The 17,375-nt window shown below is 36.4% G+C and carries 14 protein-coding genes; 3 read left to right on the top strand and 11 right to left on the bottom strand.

Annotation, left to right across the window (positions count from 1 at the left end):
- Positions 1–10: 10 nt before the first annotated feature.
- From IGI97_RS05130 to IGI97_RS05095, 8 genes are all read right to left on the bottom strand, one after another.
- Positions 11–979 carry a hypothetical protein gene (locus IGI97_RS05130; protein ID WP_379896912.1) on the bottom strand — a complete coding sequence of 323 codons (969 nt, stop codon included), beginning with the start codon at positions 977–979 and terminating at the stop codon, positions 11–13.
- 100 nt (positions 980–1,079) lie between these two features.
- On the bottom strand, positions 1,080–1,751 hold the full coding sequence (locus IGI97_RS05125; RefSeq protein WP_002389950.1) for a hypothetical protein: 672 nt from the start codon (positions 1,749–1,751) through the stop codon (positions 1,080–1,082).
- 12 nt (positions 1,752–1,763) lie between these two features.
- Entirely contained in the window at positions 1,764–2,681 is a 918-nt protein-coding gene (locus IGI97_RS05120) for a carbohydrate ABC transporter permease (RefSeq protein WP_002383582.1), read from the bottom strand.
- Positions 2,654–3,556 (bottom strand): carbohydrate ABC transporter permease, encoded by a 903-nt coding sequence (locus IGI97_RS05115; protein WP_002356840.1) that lies wholly within the window; start codon positions 3,554–3,556, stop codon positions 2,654–2,656. The genes IGI97_RS05120 and IGI97_RS05115 overlap by 28 nt, the downstream gene beginning before the upstream one ends.
- A gap of 150 nt (positions 3,557–3,706) precedes the next feature.
- Entirely contained in the window at positions 3,707–4,984 is a 1,278-nt protein-coding gene (locus IGI97_RS05110; RefSeq protein ID WP_002356838.1) for an ABC transporter substrate-binding protein, read from the bottom strand.
- Positions 4,985–5,033: 49 nt separating this feature from the next.
- On the bottom strand, positions 5,034–6,176 hold the full coding sequence (locus IGI97_RS05105) for a glycoside hydrolase family 88 protein (RefSeq protein ID WP_002356837.1): 1,143 nt from the start codon (positions 6,174–6,176) through the stop codon (positions 5,034–5,036).
- A gap of 15 nt (positions 6,177–6,191) precedes the next feature.
- The gene (locus tag IGI97_RS05100) at positions 6,192–7,991 is read right to left on the bottom strand and encodes a DUF2264 domain-containing protein (RefSeq protein WP_002359866.1); all 1,800 of its coding nucleotides are present in this window, start codon (positions 7,989–7,991) and stop codon (positions 6,192–6,194) included.
- Positions 7,972–8,358, bottom strand: a complete 387-nt coding sequence (locus IGI97_RS05095) for a hypothetical protein (RefSeq protein WP_002356835.1) — start codon at positions 8,356–8,358, stop codon at positions 7,972–7,974. The genes IGI97_RS05100 and IGI97_RS05095 overlap by 20 nt, the downstream gene beginning before the upstream one ends.
- A gap of 175 nt (positions 8,359–8,533) precedes the next feature.
- Here IGI97_RS05095 and IGI97_RS05090 point away from each other — a divergent pair, with 175 nt between their 5' ends.
- Positions 8,534–9,595, top strand: coding sequence for a LacI family DNA-binding transcriptional regulator (locus IGI97_RS05090; RefSeq protein ID WP_002356832.1), 1,062 nt, complete (start codon positions 8,534–8,536; stop codon positions 9,593–9,595).
- Between the two features lie 40 nt (positions 9,596–9,635).
- On the opposite strand, the gene IGI97_RS05085 is transcribed toward IGI97_RS05090, so the two are convergent.
- Complete coding sequence (locus tag IGI97_RS05085) at positions 9,636–10,469, bottom strand: hypothetical protein (protein WP_002369000.1); 834 nt, start codon at positions 10,467–10,469, stop codon at positions 9,636–9,638.
- Positions 10,470–10,747: 278 nt separating this feature from the next.
- Positions 10,748–12,586: a translation elongation factor 4 gene (gene lepA, locus IGI97_RS05080; RefSeq protein WP_002362887.1), complete on the bottom strand. Its 1,839-nt coding sequence runs from the start codon at positions 12,584–12,586 to the stop codon at positions 10,748–10,750.
- Positions 12,587–12,832: 246 nt separating this feature from the next.
- Here lepA and IGI97_RS05075 point away from each other — a divergent pair, with 246 nt between their 5' ends.
- A complete protein-coding gene (locus IGI97_RS05075) occupies positions 12,833–14,053 on the top strand; it encodes a GNAT family N-acetyltransferase (protein ID WP_002356813.1) in 1,221 nt (406 codons plus the stop codon).
- Between the two features lie 23 nt (positions 14,054–14,076).
- Positions 14,077–14,556 (top strand): nucleoside 2-deoxyribosyltransferase, encoded by a 480-nt coding sequence (locus IGI97_RS05070; protein WP_156248846.1) that lies wholly within the window; start codon positions 14,077–14,079, stop codon positions 14,554–14,556.
- A 34-nt stretch (positions 14,557–14,590) separates the two neighbouring features.
- Here the strand turns inward: IGI97_RS05070 and clpB are convergent, their stop codons facing one another.
- Positions 14,591–17,197, bottom strand: a complete 2,607-nt coding sequence (gene clpB, locus IGI97_RS05065; protein WP_002356811.1) for an ATP-dependent chaperone ClpB — start codon at positions 17,195–17,197, stop codon at positions 14,591–14,593.
- Positions 17,198–17,375 lie beyond the last annotated feature (178 nt).

The raw sequence follows: 17,375 nt of genomic DNA, 5'->3' as shown, positions 1-17,375 counted from the left end.
TTTCTGCTCCTTAACTGTTTTTATTTTGATAATTTTGAAAAAACTTTTCTCTGTCTTTCTCCAACAAGTCCACTTTGGTTGCTTGTTGATACGTAGCTAATTTCTCTTTGTAGCACGTGTTGATATAGGCATTTTTGCCAAATTGTGGTGCTTCTTCAAACTGTAAAAGTTGCCCTCCTTCCTTATTAAAAATATAAAAGTATTGGTTTTCGTGGTATCCTTTCACCACGGTACCAACAGCTTTTTCACTAAGAATCTCCCCAACAGACAACGAATAAATATCCTCTTTTTGGATTTCTGCACTCTTCAATTGATACGATTCAATAACAAGATTAGGTAATTTATTTTGCCACTCCAATAACGTCTCCTCATAAGATAGATTCGGAGAGATTGCTTCGGCTATTTTTTCTAATTCTGCTTGCTTACCTGAAAAATTTGGAATTTCAATTGCTTCAACAAAGTAATCGGTCTTTTTATATTTATCATCCAATTGCTCAAAGGCCTGCCGCAATTCTTTTTGCGTTGGCTTTTCTTTCTCCATTAATTTCTCTTTTATTTGGTCCTGTAATTGTTGATCTTTTGCATCTAAAAATTGCCAGAGCGTTAAACTGCTCTTTTGGTCTTGCCATTCTTTTTTTTCTTGCCCAAATGTTTGTGAGTGGGCTATTTCTAACTCCGTCGCCAGTTGTCTAATCATTTTATGTTGTACTAAATCCTCCATTGCAACCTTCAGTAGTTCCTGAGTGGGTGATTTTCCGTTATACGTTTTGCGCCAGAAATTTTTCCCAAACGAAGTTAAATTATTCTGATCAGAGAATTGCTTCGCTACACGATTCATATTTTTATCGCCATAAACAATCAATTCTTCGACTTGGATTGCTTCGTTATTAATCATACTTTGCTGGCTGGTAGTAAAAATAACGAGCACAAAAATAGCACCTATCAAAAAGCTACTTAAAATAATTATTTTTTTCTTCATTCGTTCGCTCCCTCCACTTTAATAAACAAGGCAAGAACAAAATAAGCAATCCCACCTTCATTCATTTTCCTGAAAATCGAGATTACTTATTATGTAAAAATTATTTATTCTTTTTTTGCTTTTCATGCAATTTCCCAGTATTTAAATAAATAATCCCTAGGAACAGGACAGGGGTTACAACAAACCCAAACTGTGGCTTCAAAAACATCATTGCAAACATTGAGAATAGTAAAAAAACATTTAGACAGCTGACATACCATTTCCGCAGTCCATAGTAAATTGAAATCCGAAACACATCTTTAAAAGAAGCTTGCGGGTTTCGTACTTGAAAATACCAAGCATTCAGCATAATAGCTAACCCAAAAATTAGCAGAAGGACCATCAATGGAATAAACCATTTACCAATCGTTGTTTTGGCAAAAAAGAATATATCTGTCACACTGATGATGCTACTTCCTAATCCAAGCAAGCTGATAAGAAAGCCTCTTAACCCAAACTGACGAAACTTTTGGAAAAAAGTTTTAAACGGATCCAGCTCTTTTTCTTCTTTAAAAGTATCGATTAAGCCTAAAAGTGCAATCATCCCTGCCCCCATCGGCAGCAACGTTACTACAAAAAGTGGGAGGTTTCGTGGATCAATGTCTAAGCTAATCACCGCTATGAAAAAAGGAATGTTCACTAAAAGAAGCCCTAGATTACCGATAAATAAAATGTAAAGCCAGCGAAAAATTTTCATATAGATATTATTATCAAAGGTTTGCTTAGTAAACATTCAAACTTCCTCCTAATTCTTCATTCCAGATGTAGCAATACCTTCAACAAAGTATTTTTGCATTGCTAAAAAGACAATCCCTACTGGTAAAATAGAAACCACTGATGCGGCCATGATTAAGGCATATTCAGCATCAAATAAACCGACGAACATTTTCAAACCTAACTGAATCGTTTTATTCTCAGTAGAAGATAAATAAATGAAAGGTCCCATATAGTCATTCCATGTATTCACAAAAGTAATAATCGTGAGACTGGCTAAAGCTGGTTTGGTTAATGGTAAAATAATTTTCCAATAAATTCCCCACTCACTTAACCCATCAATCCGCGCGCTTTCACATAGTGAATCTGGAATACTGCTGTAATATTGTTTCAGTAAAAAAACCCCAAATGCATTAAATGCTTGTAATAAAACAAGTGACCATAACGTGTCAGTCAAACCTAATTGACGCATCATAATAAATTGTGGAATCATATACGATTGCCAAGGAATAGCAATTGTTGCGATGTACGTAATAAAAAGTGTATCTCTTCCTCTAAAATTCATTTTTGAAAAGCCATATGCTGCAAAACTTGAAGTAAATAGTTGAATAATCGTAATCACAATACTTAAAAATAACGTATTTTTAAAGAAAGTTAACAATGGAATGCGTTCCCAAATAACGGAATAGTTTTCTGGATGCCAACTTTTAGGAATCCATTGAATTGGAATGGTGAAAACTTCATTGTTTGTTTTAAATGATGCTGAAACCATCCAAATGAAAGGCACCAAAGTAATTAACGCAAGTAAAGTTAAGAGAATGATTACAAGGATCCCACCAGGTGTGACTTTTTCTGCTTTTTTCGTTTTTGCTTTTCGAGTATTTTCTTTTTTTGAAAAAGTTGCTTCCATCTTTTCTCCTCCTAAACTTTCTCTTGATGTTGATTCCATTTAAATTGAGCCACAGTAATCGCTAGAACGATGATGAATAAGACCATCGCAATGGCTGATGCATAACCAAAATTAAATTTGACAAAGGCTTCATTGTAAATTTCGTAAACTAACACATTCGTTGCACGTCCTGGTCCACCACCAGTCATAACTTGAACTAAGTCAAACACTTTGAAACAGTTAATTACAAGCATGATAGTCACGAAAAAGGTCGTTGGTCGTAGTGAAGGTAAGGTAACATTTAAAAATTGATTCCATTTACCCGCCCCATCCATTGACGCTGCTTCATATAATTCTCTTGGCACACTTTGTAAACCAGCTAAATACAAAATCATATAATACCCCATAAAGCGCCACACACTAACGATGATAATTGCTGGTAAAGCCCAAGTAGAACTAGATGTCCAGCCAGGAGGATTTTCAATAAATAATTTCAAAAATTGATTAATTGGTCCCATCGTTGGATGAAATAGCATATTCCAAACGACCGCAATCGCAACTAATGACGTTACATAAGGAAAGAAAAAAGCAGTTCTAAAAAATTTCATCCCTCTAATTTTACGATTCAACAAAATCGCTAGTCCTAATGAGCAAATCAATGTTAACGGAACAACACCAATCGTATAGATAAACGTTTGTTTTAACGAAATCCAAAACGTATCATCATGAATCATTTTGGTGAAATTTTTCATTCCGACAAATTCAGGGGTTGAAAAAGAATCCCAACTCATAAAAGCTAAAATCAGTGAACAGATAACCGGGATTAAAGTGAAGAGGAAAAAGCCAATAAAGTTTGGTGCGATAAAAGATAACGCAGTCCACGTATTTTTTCGTCTCAATTTATTTGCTGTTTTTGTTTTTGAAGTAATTTCCATAATTGTATTCTGTTAAGTGAACTTAACAGGCCCTCCTTCCAAACTCAAGCTACATTCTTTATTTAAAAAAATAAGCTGAAATTCATTGTAGGTTACTCATTTCAGCTTATTTTTTTCATCAATCTTTTGTGTTTTTGCAGGAAATAATAATTAGTCTATCTCTGCTTTGACACGTTTTTCCATGTTAGCAATACCATCTTTTGGTTTTTCGTCGCCGACCATAATTAAATCATGTTCTTCTTGTAATACTTTATCAATTGCGGCACCGTTTTTATCAGATGGGAATTCTAAATTAATTGTATCTGGGTTAAAGGCTTTTTGTGAGACTTCATCTGAAGGCATTCCTTTTCTTGCAAAGTAGATTTTATCAATTTCATCTGTTTTATAAGAAGGAACCACCCCTACTTCTGCTAAAAGTTTTGCACCTTCTTTACCTGAAGCAAAGTCTAAGAATTTTTGAGCAGCTTTTTGTTTTTTACTGTTTTTATTAATTGCAAAACTTGTCGGTGAGCCAAAGGTAGTTGCTTTACCTTTTTCTTGTTGTGGTATTTCGGCAATCCCCCATTCAACATTTGTTTTGCCATCATCAATGTTGGTTAATAAAGTCCCCATGTACCAGCTACCCATGTACATCATCGCCGCTTTTGAATTTTCAAATTGTGATTGATACGTTACTTTTGTTGATTTTGCTGTTCCAAAATCCATTTGTGATTGATCTTTTTGCATTCTCAATGCGCGATCATAATAAGTTTCCATATAATTGTATTTTGGTTCAATCAAATTGGCATTGTTTTGAGCAGCAGCAATCGCTTGAACGGTTGAGCGCCAAGTATGTTGATAGGCACCATATACTTGTTCTTCTGGTTTAGATAATTTTTTCGCTAATGCTTCATATTCGTCCCAAGTCAAGTTATCGGGATAGGCAATTCCGGCTTCATCAAACATTTTTTTATTGTAATACAATACCCAGAAATCTGTACGATAAGGCTGAGCATAGGTTTTACCATCGATTTCATACATCTCGTAACTTGCTTTGGCAGGTGCGATATCTAAATCTTTAACGTGATCGGTTAAATCCACCAATTGATTGCGTAGCGCGTAATTAGAATATGAAAGTAAGTTTTTCATGGTTAAAATATCCGTCGTATCTCCTGATGAAAGCATCGTTGTTACTTTTGTGTCATAATCATCTGAAGCAATGTCCACCGGTTCAATAGTGATATCAGGATTTTCCGCTTCAAAAGCTCTGAATAATTTCTCAAATTCTGGGGTCGTGTCATAATTCCAAGTAGTTACTGTTAATTTTGTTTTGCCATCTTCACTCTTTTCAGTTGCTTTCTTTTCACTTGAACCACCACATGCTGTTAAAGTTACTGCCGCCACCGCTAACAACGCTGCCGCTGTTAAGCCTTTTTTCCAAAATTTCATTTGTACTACCTCCGCTATTTATTATTTTTTAGGAGTTTTCCTCCATGAATTACCAAAAAGAATACCAGCTTTTCGCTAAACGAGTTAACGCTTCCAAATAAAAGTAGTCGCCCCAAATCATGCATTCATCGACTCCTGTATTTGTTTTTTTATCATAGACACCATGAAGCAATAGGCCGTTCGACTCTGGTCGTAAAACCGTTGTATACTTTTCCGCTAATGCTTGTAATAGTTCTAGCGCAACCTTTTCATAATAGCCATGTTTTTCATCATTTAATGGAAGCTGACGAGATAATTCTAGTAAGCCACATGCAGCAATTGCAGCAGATGAGCTATCACGTTCTTCTTCACTCCCTTCATTGAAAATTAAATCCCAGTAACAGATTTTGTCTTCTGGTAATTCTTGAATAAAGTAATCAGCAACATTTTTTGCTGTTTCCAGAAAACTACTATCTCCTGTATATAAATAACTTAACGTAAAGCCGTAAATTCCCCAGGCTTGGCCGCGAGCCCAACAAGAATCGTCTGAATATCCTTGTTGCGTCTTACCGTATAAAGCTTCGCCTGTTTCCGTATCAAAATAATACGTATGGAACGTAGTGTGATTTTCTCGCACAATATATTTTTGTGTTTGTTTCGCATGATTGTAGGCAGCTTCATAATACTCTTGCTTGCCAGTCATTTTTGCTGCAAAGTATAATAATGGTAAGTTCATTAAACAATCAATAATCATTCTACCTCGTTGCTCTGGATCGTCTAAATTCCCCCAAGCTTGAATAATCTTGGCTTTTGGTGAATAACGTTTCATTAATAAGTCCGCAGCTTGCAAGGCCATTTCTTTTGAGGCCTCATGACCATTGACTTGATAATCAGCAATGGCTGTTAAAATATACAAAAAGCCTATATCATGTGTTTCCAGCTCAATTTGTTCATCCAAGCGATGTTGAAAAGAAGCCATCTGTGTGGTAATCACTTCATCGAACTCTGTTGAATTTGTTAATTCCTTTGCTAAAAATAACATTCCTGGCCAAAAGCTGGCCGTCCAGTCAATATTTTCTTCAGGATAATAAATTTGATTTAAACTTGCCGCGGGTGGAACTAATTCTTTAAATGTCTCTAAATTTCCTCGAACTTTGTTTAAAGCAAAACTGATTTGCTTCGGCAACCACTCAATCTGTCCATTTTCTGTCATTGTGTATTTCTCCCCCTAATTCCCCAAAATTACAACTTTTTCTTCAACTAAAAGCTGATTTTCTTTTAACCTAACTTTAACTGGCTCAATTTGTTCATTCGGTAGTACGCCTGTCACCAATGAAATTAAAAGATGTTTCCCTTTCGACAAGTTTGCTTTCAAATATGGCAACTCCGTTAACGGATAAAGTAAATTTGTATTCGGTTCTGTTCGAATAATCGCAGCTTCAGAAAAGCCGTTGATATTTTCTACTTTTGACACACCTTTTGCATTTTTTACCTCAGCCATTTGATCAGAAACACAAGTGACCTTTTCATCGAAGAGCGGGATTGAGAAGCCACCTTCATAAGCCACTAATGCACGTTGTGTCTCAATTTCGTGGATCCGTAAATGTTGGCCTTCTAATGGTACAATTGTCGTTTTGATTGCTACATCGGACCAAGGATGCCATTGATGAATGATACGATCATCAAGAATTTCGTACTGATCATCTAATCCTTTCGTGCGGAAATAATGGTCGTCTTCAGCTAAAGCCAAGCAATTATCATAAGCACCTTCGTAATACCAATAATCACTCTTTATAGTACTGAAACCAAAATGGGAAGAATAAACAAATTTACTATATTTATCATGCGCATGAGCTTGATAATTAATAAATTGTCCCGCTGGAAACATTAAACCATGTGTCCCTGCATCATTTACTTGATAGTAGTTCCGACTTTCTGGTGAAGGTAAGTGTTTTTCTGGAAAACTAATAGGCTGTGTTTCTGCTTGCCAATAAGGATGATCTTTTGGAACCGCTAACAAAATGAATGTTTTAAAGGCCCAATAAGGTGAACCAGGACCATTATAGCCTTCGGCAAAGACCATATTTTGATAATCATAACCTACCGACAATAATCCATCTGTTGTAAAAATATCTTTGTTCATCCATTGATGAAGATGTCGGCTGATTAGACCTTTGATCTCACCCCACGGCAATGCTTCAACATCTGCAAAAACTAAGGCACTAAAAAATGACACTTGAGCAAAACGATACGTTAAGCTACGTCCAAAGGGAATCGCTTCTCCTGGCTGAGTAAACCAATATTTAAACTCTTGCGCGAACAAAGTTGCTCGTTCCTTCATAATAGCCACTCTTGCGGTATCTTCCGGGGCAAAACGACAATACAATAAACTATAATAATGAATAGCGAAAGAAACATAATAATCAACTTGTGTCTCGACTCCGTCATAATACCAACCATTACCGACATAAAAACGATCAATTACAGCCAAATCAACAGCGATCTGTTCTTTTGAATACGGCATTTCACAATGTTTCATCGCTAAATTCAGCAACACTCTAAAGAAATGCCAATTATTTGGCGGAATAATGTTTTCATTGGCTTGTATCAGCCAACTGTGTAAATTGTTTTGCTGTTCTTTTGTTAATTGGTCCCACGTTTTTTCTTTGTTTAACAAAAGAAATGTACTTAATGCTGCCATCTCAACAATCAATTGATCATAATCTTTTGTTTTTCCCCAATAAGATGAACTCTCAGGATCGGTTCCTTCGATAATTCCCGTTAGAAAGTCATTCAAATACTCACTTTCATTTTGCGTTACATAAGGACCTAGTCCCCATAATGGTCGTAAAAATGCCTCCGCATCACGTGTCCCTTTAGAATAAACCGTTCCGTGTGTCCCTAAATCCAGATGACCTTGATACTCTCGATCAAAAAACAATTCCAGTGGCGCTAATAAATCTTCAAATCCTTCTGCAACTTCTTCGTATGTTTCAAAAGGATTCTGTCTAATTCGTGGCTGAATCATGATTCTCCTCACTTTCAATTAATGTCCCTTTCAAAAAGCCGTAATATTCTCCGTAAACTGTCACTTCGTCACCAATTTTCAATTTTTTCTTTTGCTCATTAAAAACTTGATATTTACTAGAACCACTTTTCAAAATAAAACGATCACCTTTTTTTATTAAACTGGAACGACTGTCGCTCTCAACAATCTCCCCTTTCAAAGAAATATATTCATTTAAACGAACGTCACCATTTTGTAATTCTGTTTCTGAATAAGACTGTGCCGTTTCCTTTAGATTTTGAAGAGATTCTTCATCAAATTCTTTTTCACCGGATTTACAACCTGTTAAAGCAAGTAAAATTAGTAAAAAAAGTGAAAATCTTTTCACTAAACCACCTTCTCCATCGAATTAAAGCGCTTTCTTTGACTTTATAGTATATTTTTTTAGTCAAAAAATCAATAGTTTTTGCTAAAAAAAAGTAAAAAAAGCTTTTTCTTGCTTTTTTTTACTAAAAAGAAATATACTATATGCTATAATAGTACTTGAGAAGGAGGCATTTAGAATGGCAACTATCACAGATATCGCAAAAGTCGCGAATGTTTCAATTTCAACTGTATCGCGAGTTCTGAACTATGATCCAAACTTATCCGTTACAGAGGAAACCAAGCGAAAAATTTTTGAAGCAGCAGAAACCCTGAATTATACGAAATATAAAACTAAAAATAAAAACAAACAGCAGGAGCAACTGACACCTAACCTTTCCGTACAAACAGCTCCGCAAGAGCCTTCGATTGCCGTCGTTCAGTGGCGTTCAGATGACGAAGAACTAACGGATATTTACTATATGTCGATTCGTTTAGGCGCTGAAAAACGGGCCGAAGAGTTAGGTTACAATATTCTAAAAGTTTCTCAATTGGAACAACATAACCTTCAAGGGATTGATGGCATTTTGGCAATTGGCAAATTCACTCAAAAGACGTTACAAGAGTTGCAGCAACTGCATCCCAATCTTTGTGTAATTGGCAGTAATTTCCCATTGGAAGAATTTGATTCTGTAAATACTGATTTTTATCAAGCAACCGAGATTGCCTTAACCCATCTTTTGGAATTGGGCCACGAAAAAATTGCCTTTATTGGTGCCGAAGAAAGCGAAAACATGTATGGTTTCCGTCGCTATAAAACGCCGACAACCAATGCTTATCTTGACATTATGCAGCATTATCACTTGTTTAACGAAGATTATTTTATCTTAAAAGAAAATGGCATGTTGGATGTCAAAACGGGGGAACAATTGACAGAAGAAGCGTTAGAGAAATGGGGAAATGATTTACCTACTGCGATTCTTGCTTATAATGACGCCTTTGCAATCGGTGTGATACATACGTTAGCCGCACACGGTATAAAGGTTCCTGAAGAAATTAGTGTCATGGGGATCAATGATATCTCTATTTCTCAATATGTCTCACCACCGCTATCCTCTGTCCATGCCTTTACTGAAGAAATGGGCGAGACAGGCATTAATTTATTGCACAAACGAATTCAAATGCCTAGCATTCCTCGTAGAGTCCTGTTAAACACAGAATTGGTTGTCCGCCAATCAACAACTAGCCCACGCCAGAAATAAAAAATAAGGACCGCTCCTATAAAGGAACCGTCCTTATTTTTTATTTGTTTTGACCAAATAATTCAATTTGTGTTAATGCTGGAAATGGTGATGGTTCATCTGCTTGAATTAACTCTGTTAGTATCACCCACTCCGCTGCCCGTTTCGCAAAGGTAAAGCTCTGGCGTTGCTCAGTCTTAACAGTTTTAAAGACCTCATGTGTACCGTCGGAAAATTTTAAAGTCACTTGTTGCCAATAATTATCATGGGGAAAGTCCGCTCGTAATGTTAAGATCACTTTATCCAACAAGACTTCACGCCCAAATTCAATTTTTAATGCGGCATCTAACTGCTGATTAATCCCCCATGATTGATAAGGATACGGCCCATGATAAAGATTAGCGAAGGTACCGTCAATCGCATTACAAGCAAAAAAAGTAGCATCATTTCGCGTTTCCACGTTGGCAGATGCATGAGGATACGCACCAGTAAAATGTTGTAAATCATGTGGATTTAACGCCCAATTACGATAACTCTTAATTTCTTCTTTAGTGGCAATACGCACACTTATATAAGGTTTCTTGGTTTCAAAACGATACGCTGCTCGCGCTTCGATAGCGTTTTCATTTTTTATGATTGGAAACGTCCATTTTTGTTCTGGAACATAAATTAAACTGCTATCAAGCGTAGCATCTAACTTCACCATTAAATAAGTATTGGGCGTATCTAAACAAACTTGAATCACATCGCCGTCTTGTAATTGACAATCCCGAGCAGCTAAACAAACAAAATCTTTTCCTGTAATAGTTAACTCTTTCAAAGAATCTGAATCATCTATCTTAGCTTTTCTAACTTCTTGTTCTTGATTTAAAATCGATAATGAAATACACGTCATATGCTTCCCTCCTAGTTTTACCTTTATTATATATTATTTTAGTAAATTAATCTATTTTTTACTAAAATAATAACTAATTAAAGCATAAATGTTTAGATTAAAAAAATAAAAAGGATTTTCTTAAAAGTCTTCTTTTGTTCAAACTGATTATCTTTAAGATTTAAAAAGTGGGACATAAGTTGAGCCGACCCCCAAAAGTTAGATTTCTAGGTCTAACTTTTGGAGTCGGCTCAAGTCGAAATGACTAATGTCCCACTTTCAATAAAAAAAGAATAAATTTATGATTTTTTCTGATCATCTTCATCCATTTTCAGAACCGCCATAAAGGCTTCTTGAGGAACTTCCACGGATCCAATTTGTTTCATCCGTTTCTTCCCTTCTTTTTGTTTCTCTAACAATTTACGTTTACGAGAAACATCGCCACCATAGCATTTAGCCAGTACGTTTTTGCGTAAGGCTTTAATATCTGAACGAGCCACAATTTTTTGACCTATCGCCGCTTGAACTGGGACTTCAAACTGTTGACGTGGAATTAGTTTTTTCAGTTTCTCAACAATCGCTTTACCACGCTCAAATGCGAAATCTCGGTGAACAATAAAGCTTAAAGCATCCACTTTTTCAGCATTTAATAGAATATCCATTTTCACTAGGCGGCTGGTACGATAGCCAGCCATTTCGTAATCTAAGGATGCATAGCCTTTTGTACTTGATTTCAATTTATCGAAAAAGTCAAACACGATTTCAGATAACGGAATTTCATAAACTACGTTTACACGATAATCGTCTAAGTAATCCATTGTAATGAATTCGCCACGTTTACGTTGTGATAATTCCATTACTGCTCCTACATAATCGTTTGGCACCATGATTTGCGCTTTAACATAAGGTTCTTCCACAGATTCAATCGTTACTGGTTCTGGAAATTCAGCTGGGTTATCAACAACAACGGTTGTTCCGTCTGTTTTATTAACATGATAAATTACAGACGGTGCTGTTGTAATTAACTCTAAATTAAATTCTCGTTCCAAACGTTCCTGAACAACATCCATGTGCAGCAAACCTAAGAAACCACAACGGAAACCAAACCCTAAAGCTTGCGATGTTTCCGGTTCAAATTGTAACGCCGCATCATTTAATTGTAATTTTTCTAATGCTTCCCGTAAATCATTGTAGCGCGACGTATCAATTGGATATAAGCCACAATAAACCATTGGATTCATTTTGCGGTAGCCTGGTAGTGCTTCTGCTGCTGGATTGTCGGCCAAAGTCACTGTATCCCCGACCCGTGTATCTTGAACCGTTTTAATGCTAGCGGTGATATAACCCACATCACCAACCATTAAATAATCACGAGCAATTGGTTTCGGTGAAAAAACGCCGACTTCTGTTACATCAAACGTTTTACCGTTACTCATCATTTGGATTTTATCCCCAGGACGAACGACACCGTCAATTACACGGATGTTTAAAACGACCCCCCGATAACTATCGTAAATAGAGTCAAAAATCAAAGCCTTTAAAGGAGCCTCAATATCGCCTGATGGAGCTGGTACATACTCCACCACTTGTTCTAAAATATCTTCAATACCAATCCCTGCTTTGGCACTTGCTAAAACAGCTTCCGATGCATCAATTCCAATTACGTCTTCAATCTCTGTCCGAACACGCTCTGGATCAGCCGCGGGTAAATCAATTTTATTAATAACAGGTAAAATTTCTAAGTCATTATCCAATGCCAAATAGACATTTGCTAGCGTTTGCGCTTCAATTCCTTGCGCCGCATCAACAACTAGAACAGCCCCTTCACAAGCTGCCAAGCTACGAGAAACTTCGTAGGTGAAATCGACGTGCCCTGGTGTGTCAATCAAATGGAAAGTATAGGTTTCACCATCTTTGGCTGTATAGTTTAATTCAATTGCGTTTAATTTGATGGTAATGCCGCGTTCTCTCTCTAAATCCATTGAATCAAGTAATTGATCTTGCATTTCTCGACTGCTAACTGTATTTGTTTTTTCCAAAATCCGGTCGGCTAAAGTTGACTTCCCATGGTCAATGTGGGCAATGATCGAGAAATTACGAATTTTCTCTTGTCTTGCTTTCATTTCTTTATTGTTCATTTTTTGCCTCATTTCTTTTAAGAAAAGCTAGCTCCCTGCTAGCTTCATCAATCAATTGTTATATTTTAGTTGCCTTTTTTATCAAATTATCATGTTTAAAGGTCTAGGATAATCAGCACTTTTCATTATACCAATTTTTGAAGAAGATTTAAAGCACTTCCCTTTTATTCTTTTGGTTTCGAAAGGCTAACAGAGTTTCGAAAAATTTGGTATACTAAAAACAGTAAATTTATTGGAGATGGAAAAATGGATGAACAAGAATTTCGAAAGCAACTGACCTTAAAGCCTGTTGAGGAAGAACACATTGATCAATTTAATGAACTTCTTTCCTATGTTTTTCAAGTAACTGAAGCAGATATTGAAGAAAGTGGTTTTGAAAACAAACGGGCATTTATCAAATCAAAACAACCGATTTTAGAACTTTCAAAAGTATTTGGCTGGTTTCACGAAAATCAATTAATTTCACAAATTGCTATCTATCCATGCGAAGTCAATATCCATGGCGCTTTGTATAAAATGGGCGGCGTTACTGGTGTCGGTACCTATCCTGAATATGCCAACCACGGTTTAATGAAAGACTTGATTCAAACAGCATTAGAAGAAATGCGCCAAGATAAACAGTGGATTTCTTATCTTTTCCCTTACAACATTCCTTATTACCGACGTAAAGGTTGGGAAATTATGTCCGACAAGTTATCTTTTAAAATTCGGGATACGCAATTACCAAAAACCGTTCCTGTTCCAGGAATGATTGAACGGTTAGCTGTCGATCACCCAGATGTCTTTGATGTCTATGCGCGATTCGCTCGTCAAAATCACGGCGCGCTCATTCGTAGTGCCTTCAACTGGGAAGAATATTGGCGTTTCGAAAACGAGGAAGAACGGACTGCTGCTGTCTATTATGGTGCCAATCAAGAACCTTTAGGAGTACTTTTCTATTGGGTGGCCGATGAGGTATTTCATATTAAGGAAATGTTTTACTTGAACCAAGAAGCCCGAAATGGCTTGTGGAATTTTATTACTGCGCATTTTTCGATGGTTTATTGGGTCAAGGGCGATATCTATAAAAACGAACCACTAGCCTTTCTTTTAGAAGACAGCCAAATTAAAGAAAGCATTGAGCCCTATTATATGGCTCGAATTGTTGATGTCAAAGCCTTTTTAGAAAACTTTCCTTTTGAAAGTACGGCTAAGCCCTTCCATTTTGTCGTTAAAGATCCTGTTGCTGAGTGGAATAATGGTATTTTTGGCTTAATTTGGGATGAAAATGATCAAGTAACCATTACGGATGAACCTCTAGGCACCGCCGTTCACTTAGATATTCAAACACTAACTTGTTTAGTCATGAATTACCGACGCCCTTCGTACTTACATCGAATTGAGCGCATTGATACAGATAAAGAAACTTTAAATTCTTTGGAACGGATTTTTCCTGACCAAGAAGCTTATTTCAGTGATTATTTCTAAACCCTTGGATTGGAGACAGACAAATGACAAAAATTTATTTTGCAGGACCTTTATTTTCGCAAGCTGACTTACGTTATAATGCCTATTTAGTCGAACAAATTCGACAATTGGATAAAACAATCGATCTTTATTTACCACAAGAAAATGCGGCGATTAACGACAAATCTGCTTATGCCGATAGCAAAATGATTGCCTTAGCAGATACAGAAAATGTCCTTGCTAGCGATTTATTGGTTGCTTTATTAGACGGTCCAACCATTGATGCGGGCGTAGCTTCCGAAATTGGTGTTGCTTATGCCAAAGGAATTCCGGTGGTTGCCCTTTACACAGACACCCGCCAACAAGGTGCTGATAATCACCAAAAGCTTGATGCTTTGAACGAAGTCGCTGAAAATCAATTCCATTATTTAAACCTTTATACAGTTGGTTTGATTAAATTGAATGGTCGGGTTGTTTCTTCAGAAGAGGATTTGTTGGAAGAAATTAAGCAACGATTGTCATAATAAAAAAGAACGAGCAAATTCGCTCGTTCTTTTTTTATACTTCTTCTATTGGTTCATTTTCAAAAACTAATTGATTGTCTAATAGACTAATCGTGACTTTTGTTTTTGGCATTACTCGACCAGAAACAATTTCTTTTGCTAATGGTGTTTCGACTTCACGAGTAATGAAACGTTTTAACGGACGAGCTCCATAAGCTGGCTCATACCCATTTTCAGCAATCCATGTTTTAGCTTCATCAGTGATTTCCAACACAATTTCTTGTTGCTCTAAACGATGAGCAAGTTGTGCGGTCATTTTACCAATGATTCCTTTCACATTATCCAAGCTCAATGGTGTAAATAAAATAGTATCATCAATTCTGTTTAAGAACTCTGGTTTAAAGTGTCCTTTTAGAATATTCATGACTTGATTTTCAACTTCTTCTGGAATTGTTCCTTCAGGTGTCACACCTTCCAATAAAAGCTGAGAGCCGATGTTACTTGTCATAATTAAAACCGTATTTTTAAAATCAACGACCCGACCTTTAGAATCTGTCAAACGACCATCATCTAAAACTTGTAATAAGATATTAAAAACATCTGGGTGCGCTTTTTCAATTTCGTCTAATAAGACAATTGTATAAGGGTTTCGACGAACAGCTTCCGTTAACTGGCCACCTTCTTCATAACCAACATAGCCTGGAGGGGCACCAACCAAACGAGACACGGCATGTTTTTCCATGTATTCACTCATGTCAATCCGTACCATATGATCTTCAGAATCAAACAAATCTTCAGCTAAAGCTTTAGCAAGTTCTGTTTTACCAACACCAGTTGGTCCTAAGAAAAGGAACGAACCAAGTGGGCGATTTGGATCTTGTAAGCCTGCTCTTGAACGAATCACCGCATCACTAACAGCATCGACGGCTTCATCTTGACCAATCACACGTTTGTGTAATGTTTCATTCAGTTTCATTAATTTTTCTCGTTCGCCTTCAACTAATTTTGTCACAGGAATGCCAGTTAAACGACCGACCACTTGCGCAATTTCGTTTTCAGTAACCGATTCTTGTACCATTTTGACGTTATCTTTAGCGTTCTTTTCTTCCAATTCTTTCAATTCATGTTCTAATTGCGGAATTGTTCCATGACGCAAAACAGCAGCTCGTTCTAAATCATAATTATTTTCAGCATCTTCTAATTCGTGTTTTGCTTTATCAATCTCTGCACGTTTGTTGGAAACCGCATTAACTTCTTCTTTTTCCGTTTCCCATTGCATTTTCATTGAGTTGGCTTCTTCACGCAAATCTGCTAATTCTTCTTGCAAGTTGGCTAACCGTTTTTTACTTGCATCATCTGATTCTTTTTTCAAGGCTGCTTCTTCAATTTCTAGTTGCATTAACCGACGTGTTACTTGATCGAGCTCTGTTGGCATCGAATTCATTTCCACTCGAATCGTTGCGCTTGCTTCATCGACTAAGTCAATCGCTTTATCTGGTAAGAAACGATCAGTAATATAGCGATCGGATAAAGTAGCGGCAGCAACTAAAGCATTGTCATGTATATTCACGCCGTGGTGAATTTCAAATCGTTCTTTTAAGCCACGCAAAATAGAAATTGTATCTTCTACTGTTGGTTCTTTGACTAATACTTTTTGGAAACGACGTTCTAAGGCTTTATCTTTTTCCATATATTGGCGATATTCATCAAGCGTTGTGGCACCGATTAAATGCAATTCACCACGTGCTAGCATCGGTTTTAATAAATTTCCGGCGTCCATACTGCCTTCTGTTTTACCAGCTCCGACGATATTATGAATTTCATCAATGAATAAAATGATTTTGCCATCACTTTTTTTCACTTCTTTTAAAACAGCTTTTAACCGTTCTTCAAATTCGCCACGGAATTTTGCTCCCGCAATTAAGGCACCCATATCTAAAGAAAAAATGGTTTTATCTTTTAAGTTTTCGGGAACATCTTTACGAACGATTCGTTGTGCTAATCCTTCAACAATCGCTGTTTTACCAACACCTGGTTCACCAATTAAGACTGGATTATTTTTAGTTTTTCTTGATAAAATCCGAATAACGTCACGAATTTCTTCGTCACGACCAATGATTGGATCTTGTTTTCCTGCTTTTACTTGTTGTACTAAGTCAACACCGTATTTTTCTAGTGCTTTATATTGTTCTTCCTGGTTTTGAGAAGTCACACGATCTCCTCCTCTCATCTCTTCAATATTTTTTCTTAACTCTTTTTCCGTAATGCCTTGTTGCATTAAATATTTTGTTAAACGATAATTTTTCAATTTCATTAAAGCTAAAAGTACAATTTCGGTTGATAAAAATTCATCTTGGAATTCTTCTCGAAGTGAATCAGCTTCTTGCAATAAATGGAACAAATTTTGACTTAAATTTTGACCATATTGTACATTACCGCCTGCCACACTTGGATATTCATCTAACGCGTTATCTACTTCTCGTTCAAATGCGTCAACATCTAAACCAGCATCTGTGTAAAAATTACGTCCAAAATGGTTTGGTTGAAGAAAAATTTTCCATAAATGTGCGATATCAATTTCTTGATGTTGCCGTGTCACCGCAACTTTTTGAGCTTCAGCAATCGCCTCTTGAAGCGTGGTTGTCATTTTTTCAATATTCATAAACGATCCCTCCCGTTTATTGTTTTGCCTTTTTTATTTTAACATTCTTTACAATTATTATTATCCGACTTTTGATGGATTTCTTCAAAAGTTAAGGTATTTGTAAACCTTATAAATTTATTATACCCTATTGGTCAGTAAAGGTCAATGACAAAATTGACCTTTTTTGACCTTTTTT

The sequence above is a fragment of the Enterococcus sp. DIV2419 genome (assembly GCF_051711865.1).
GTDB classification, from domain to species: domain Bacteria; phylum Bacillota; class Bacilli; order Lactobacillales; family Enterococcaceae; genus Enterococcus; species Enterococcus faecalis.
Note: the sequence above shows the minus strand (reverse complement) of the source record. Positions and strands in the feature narration are given on the sequence as shown.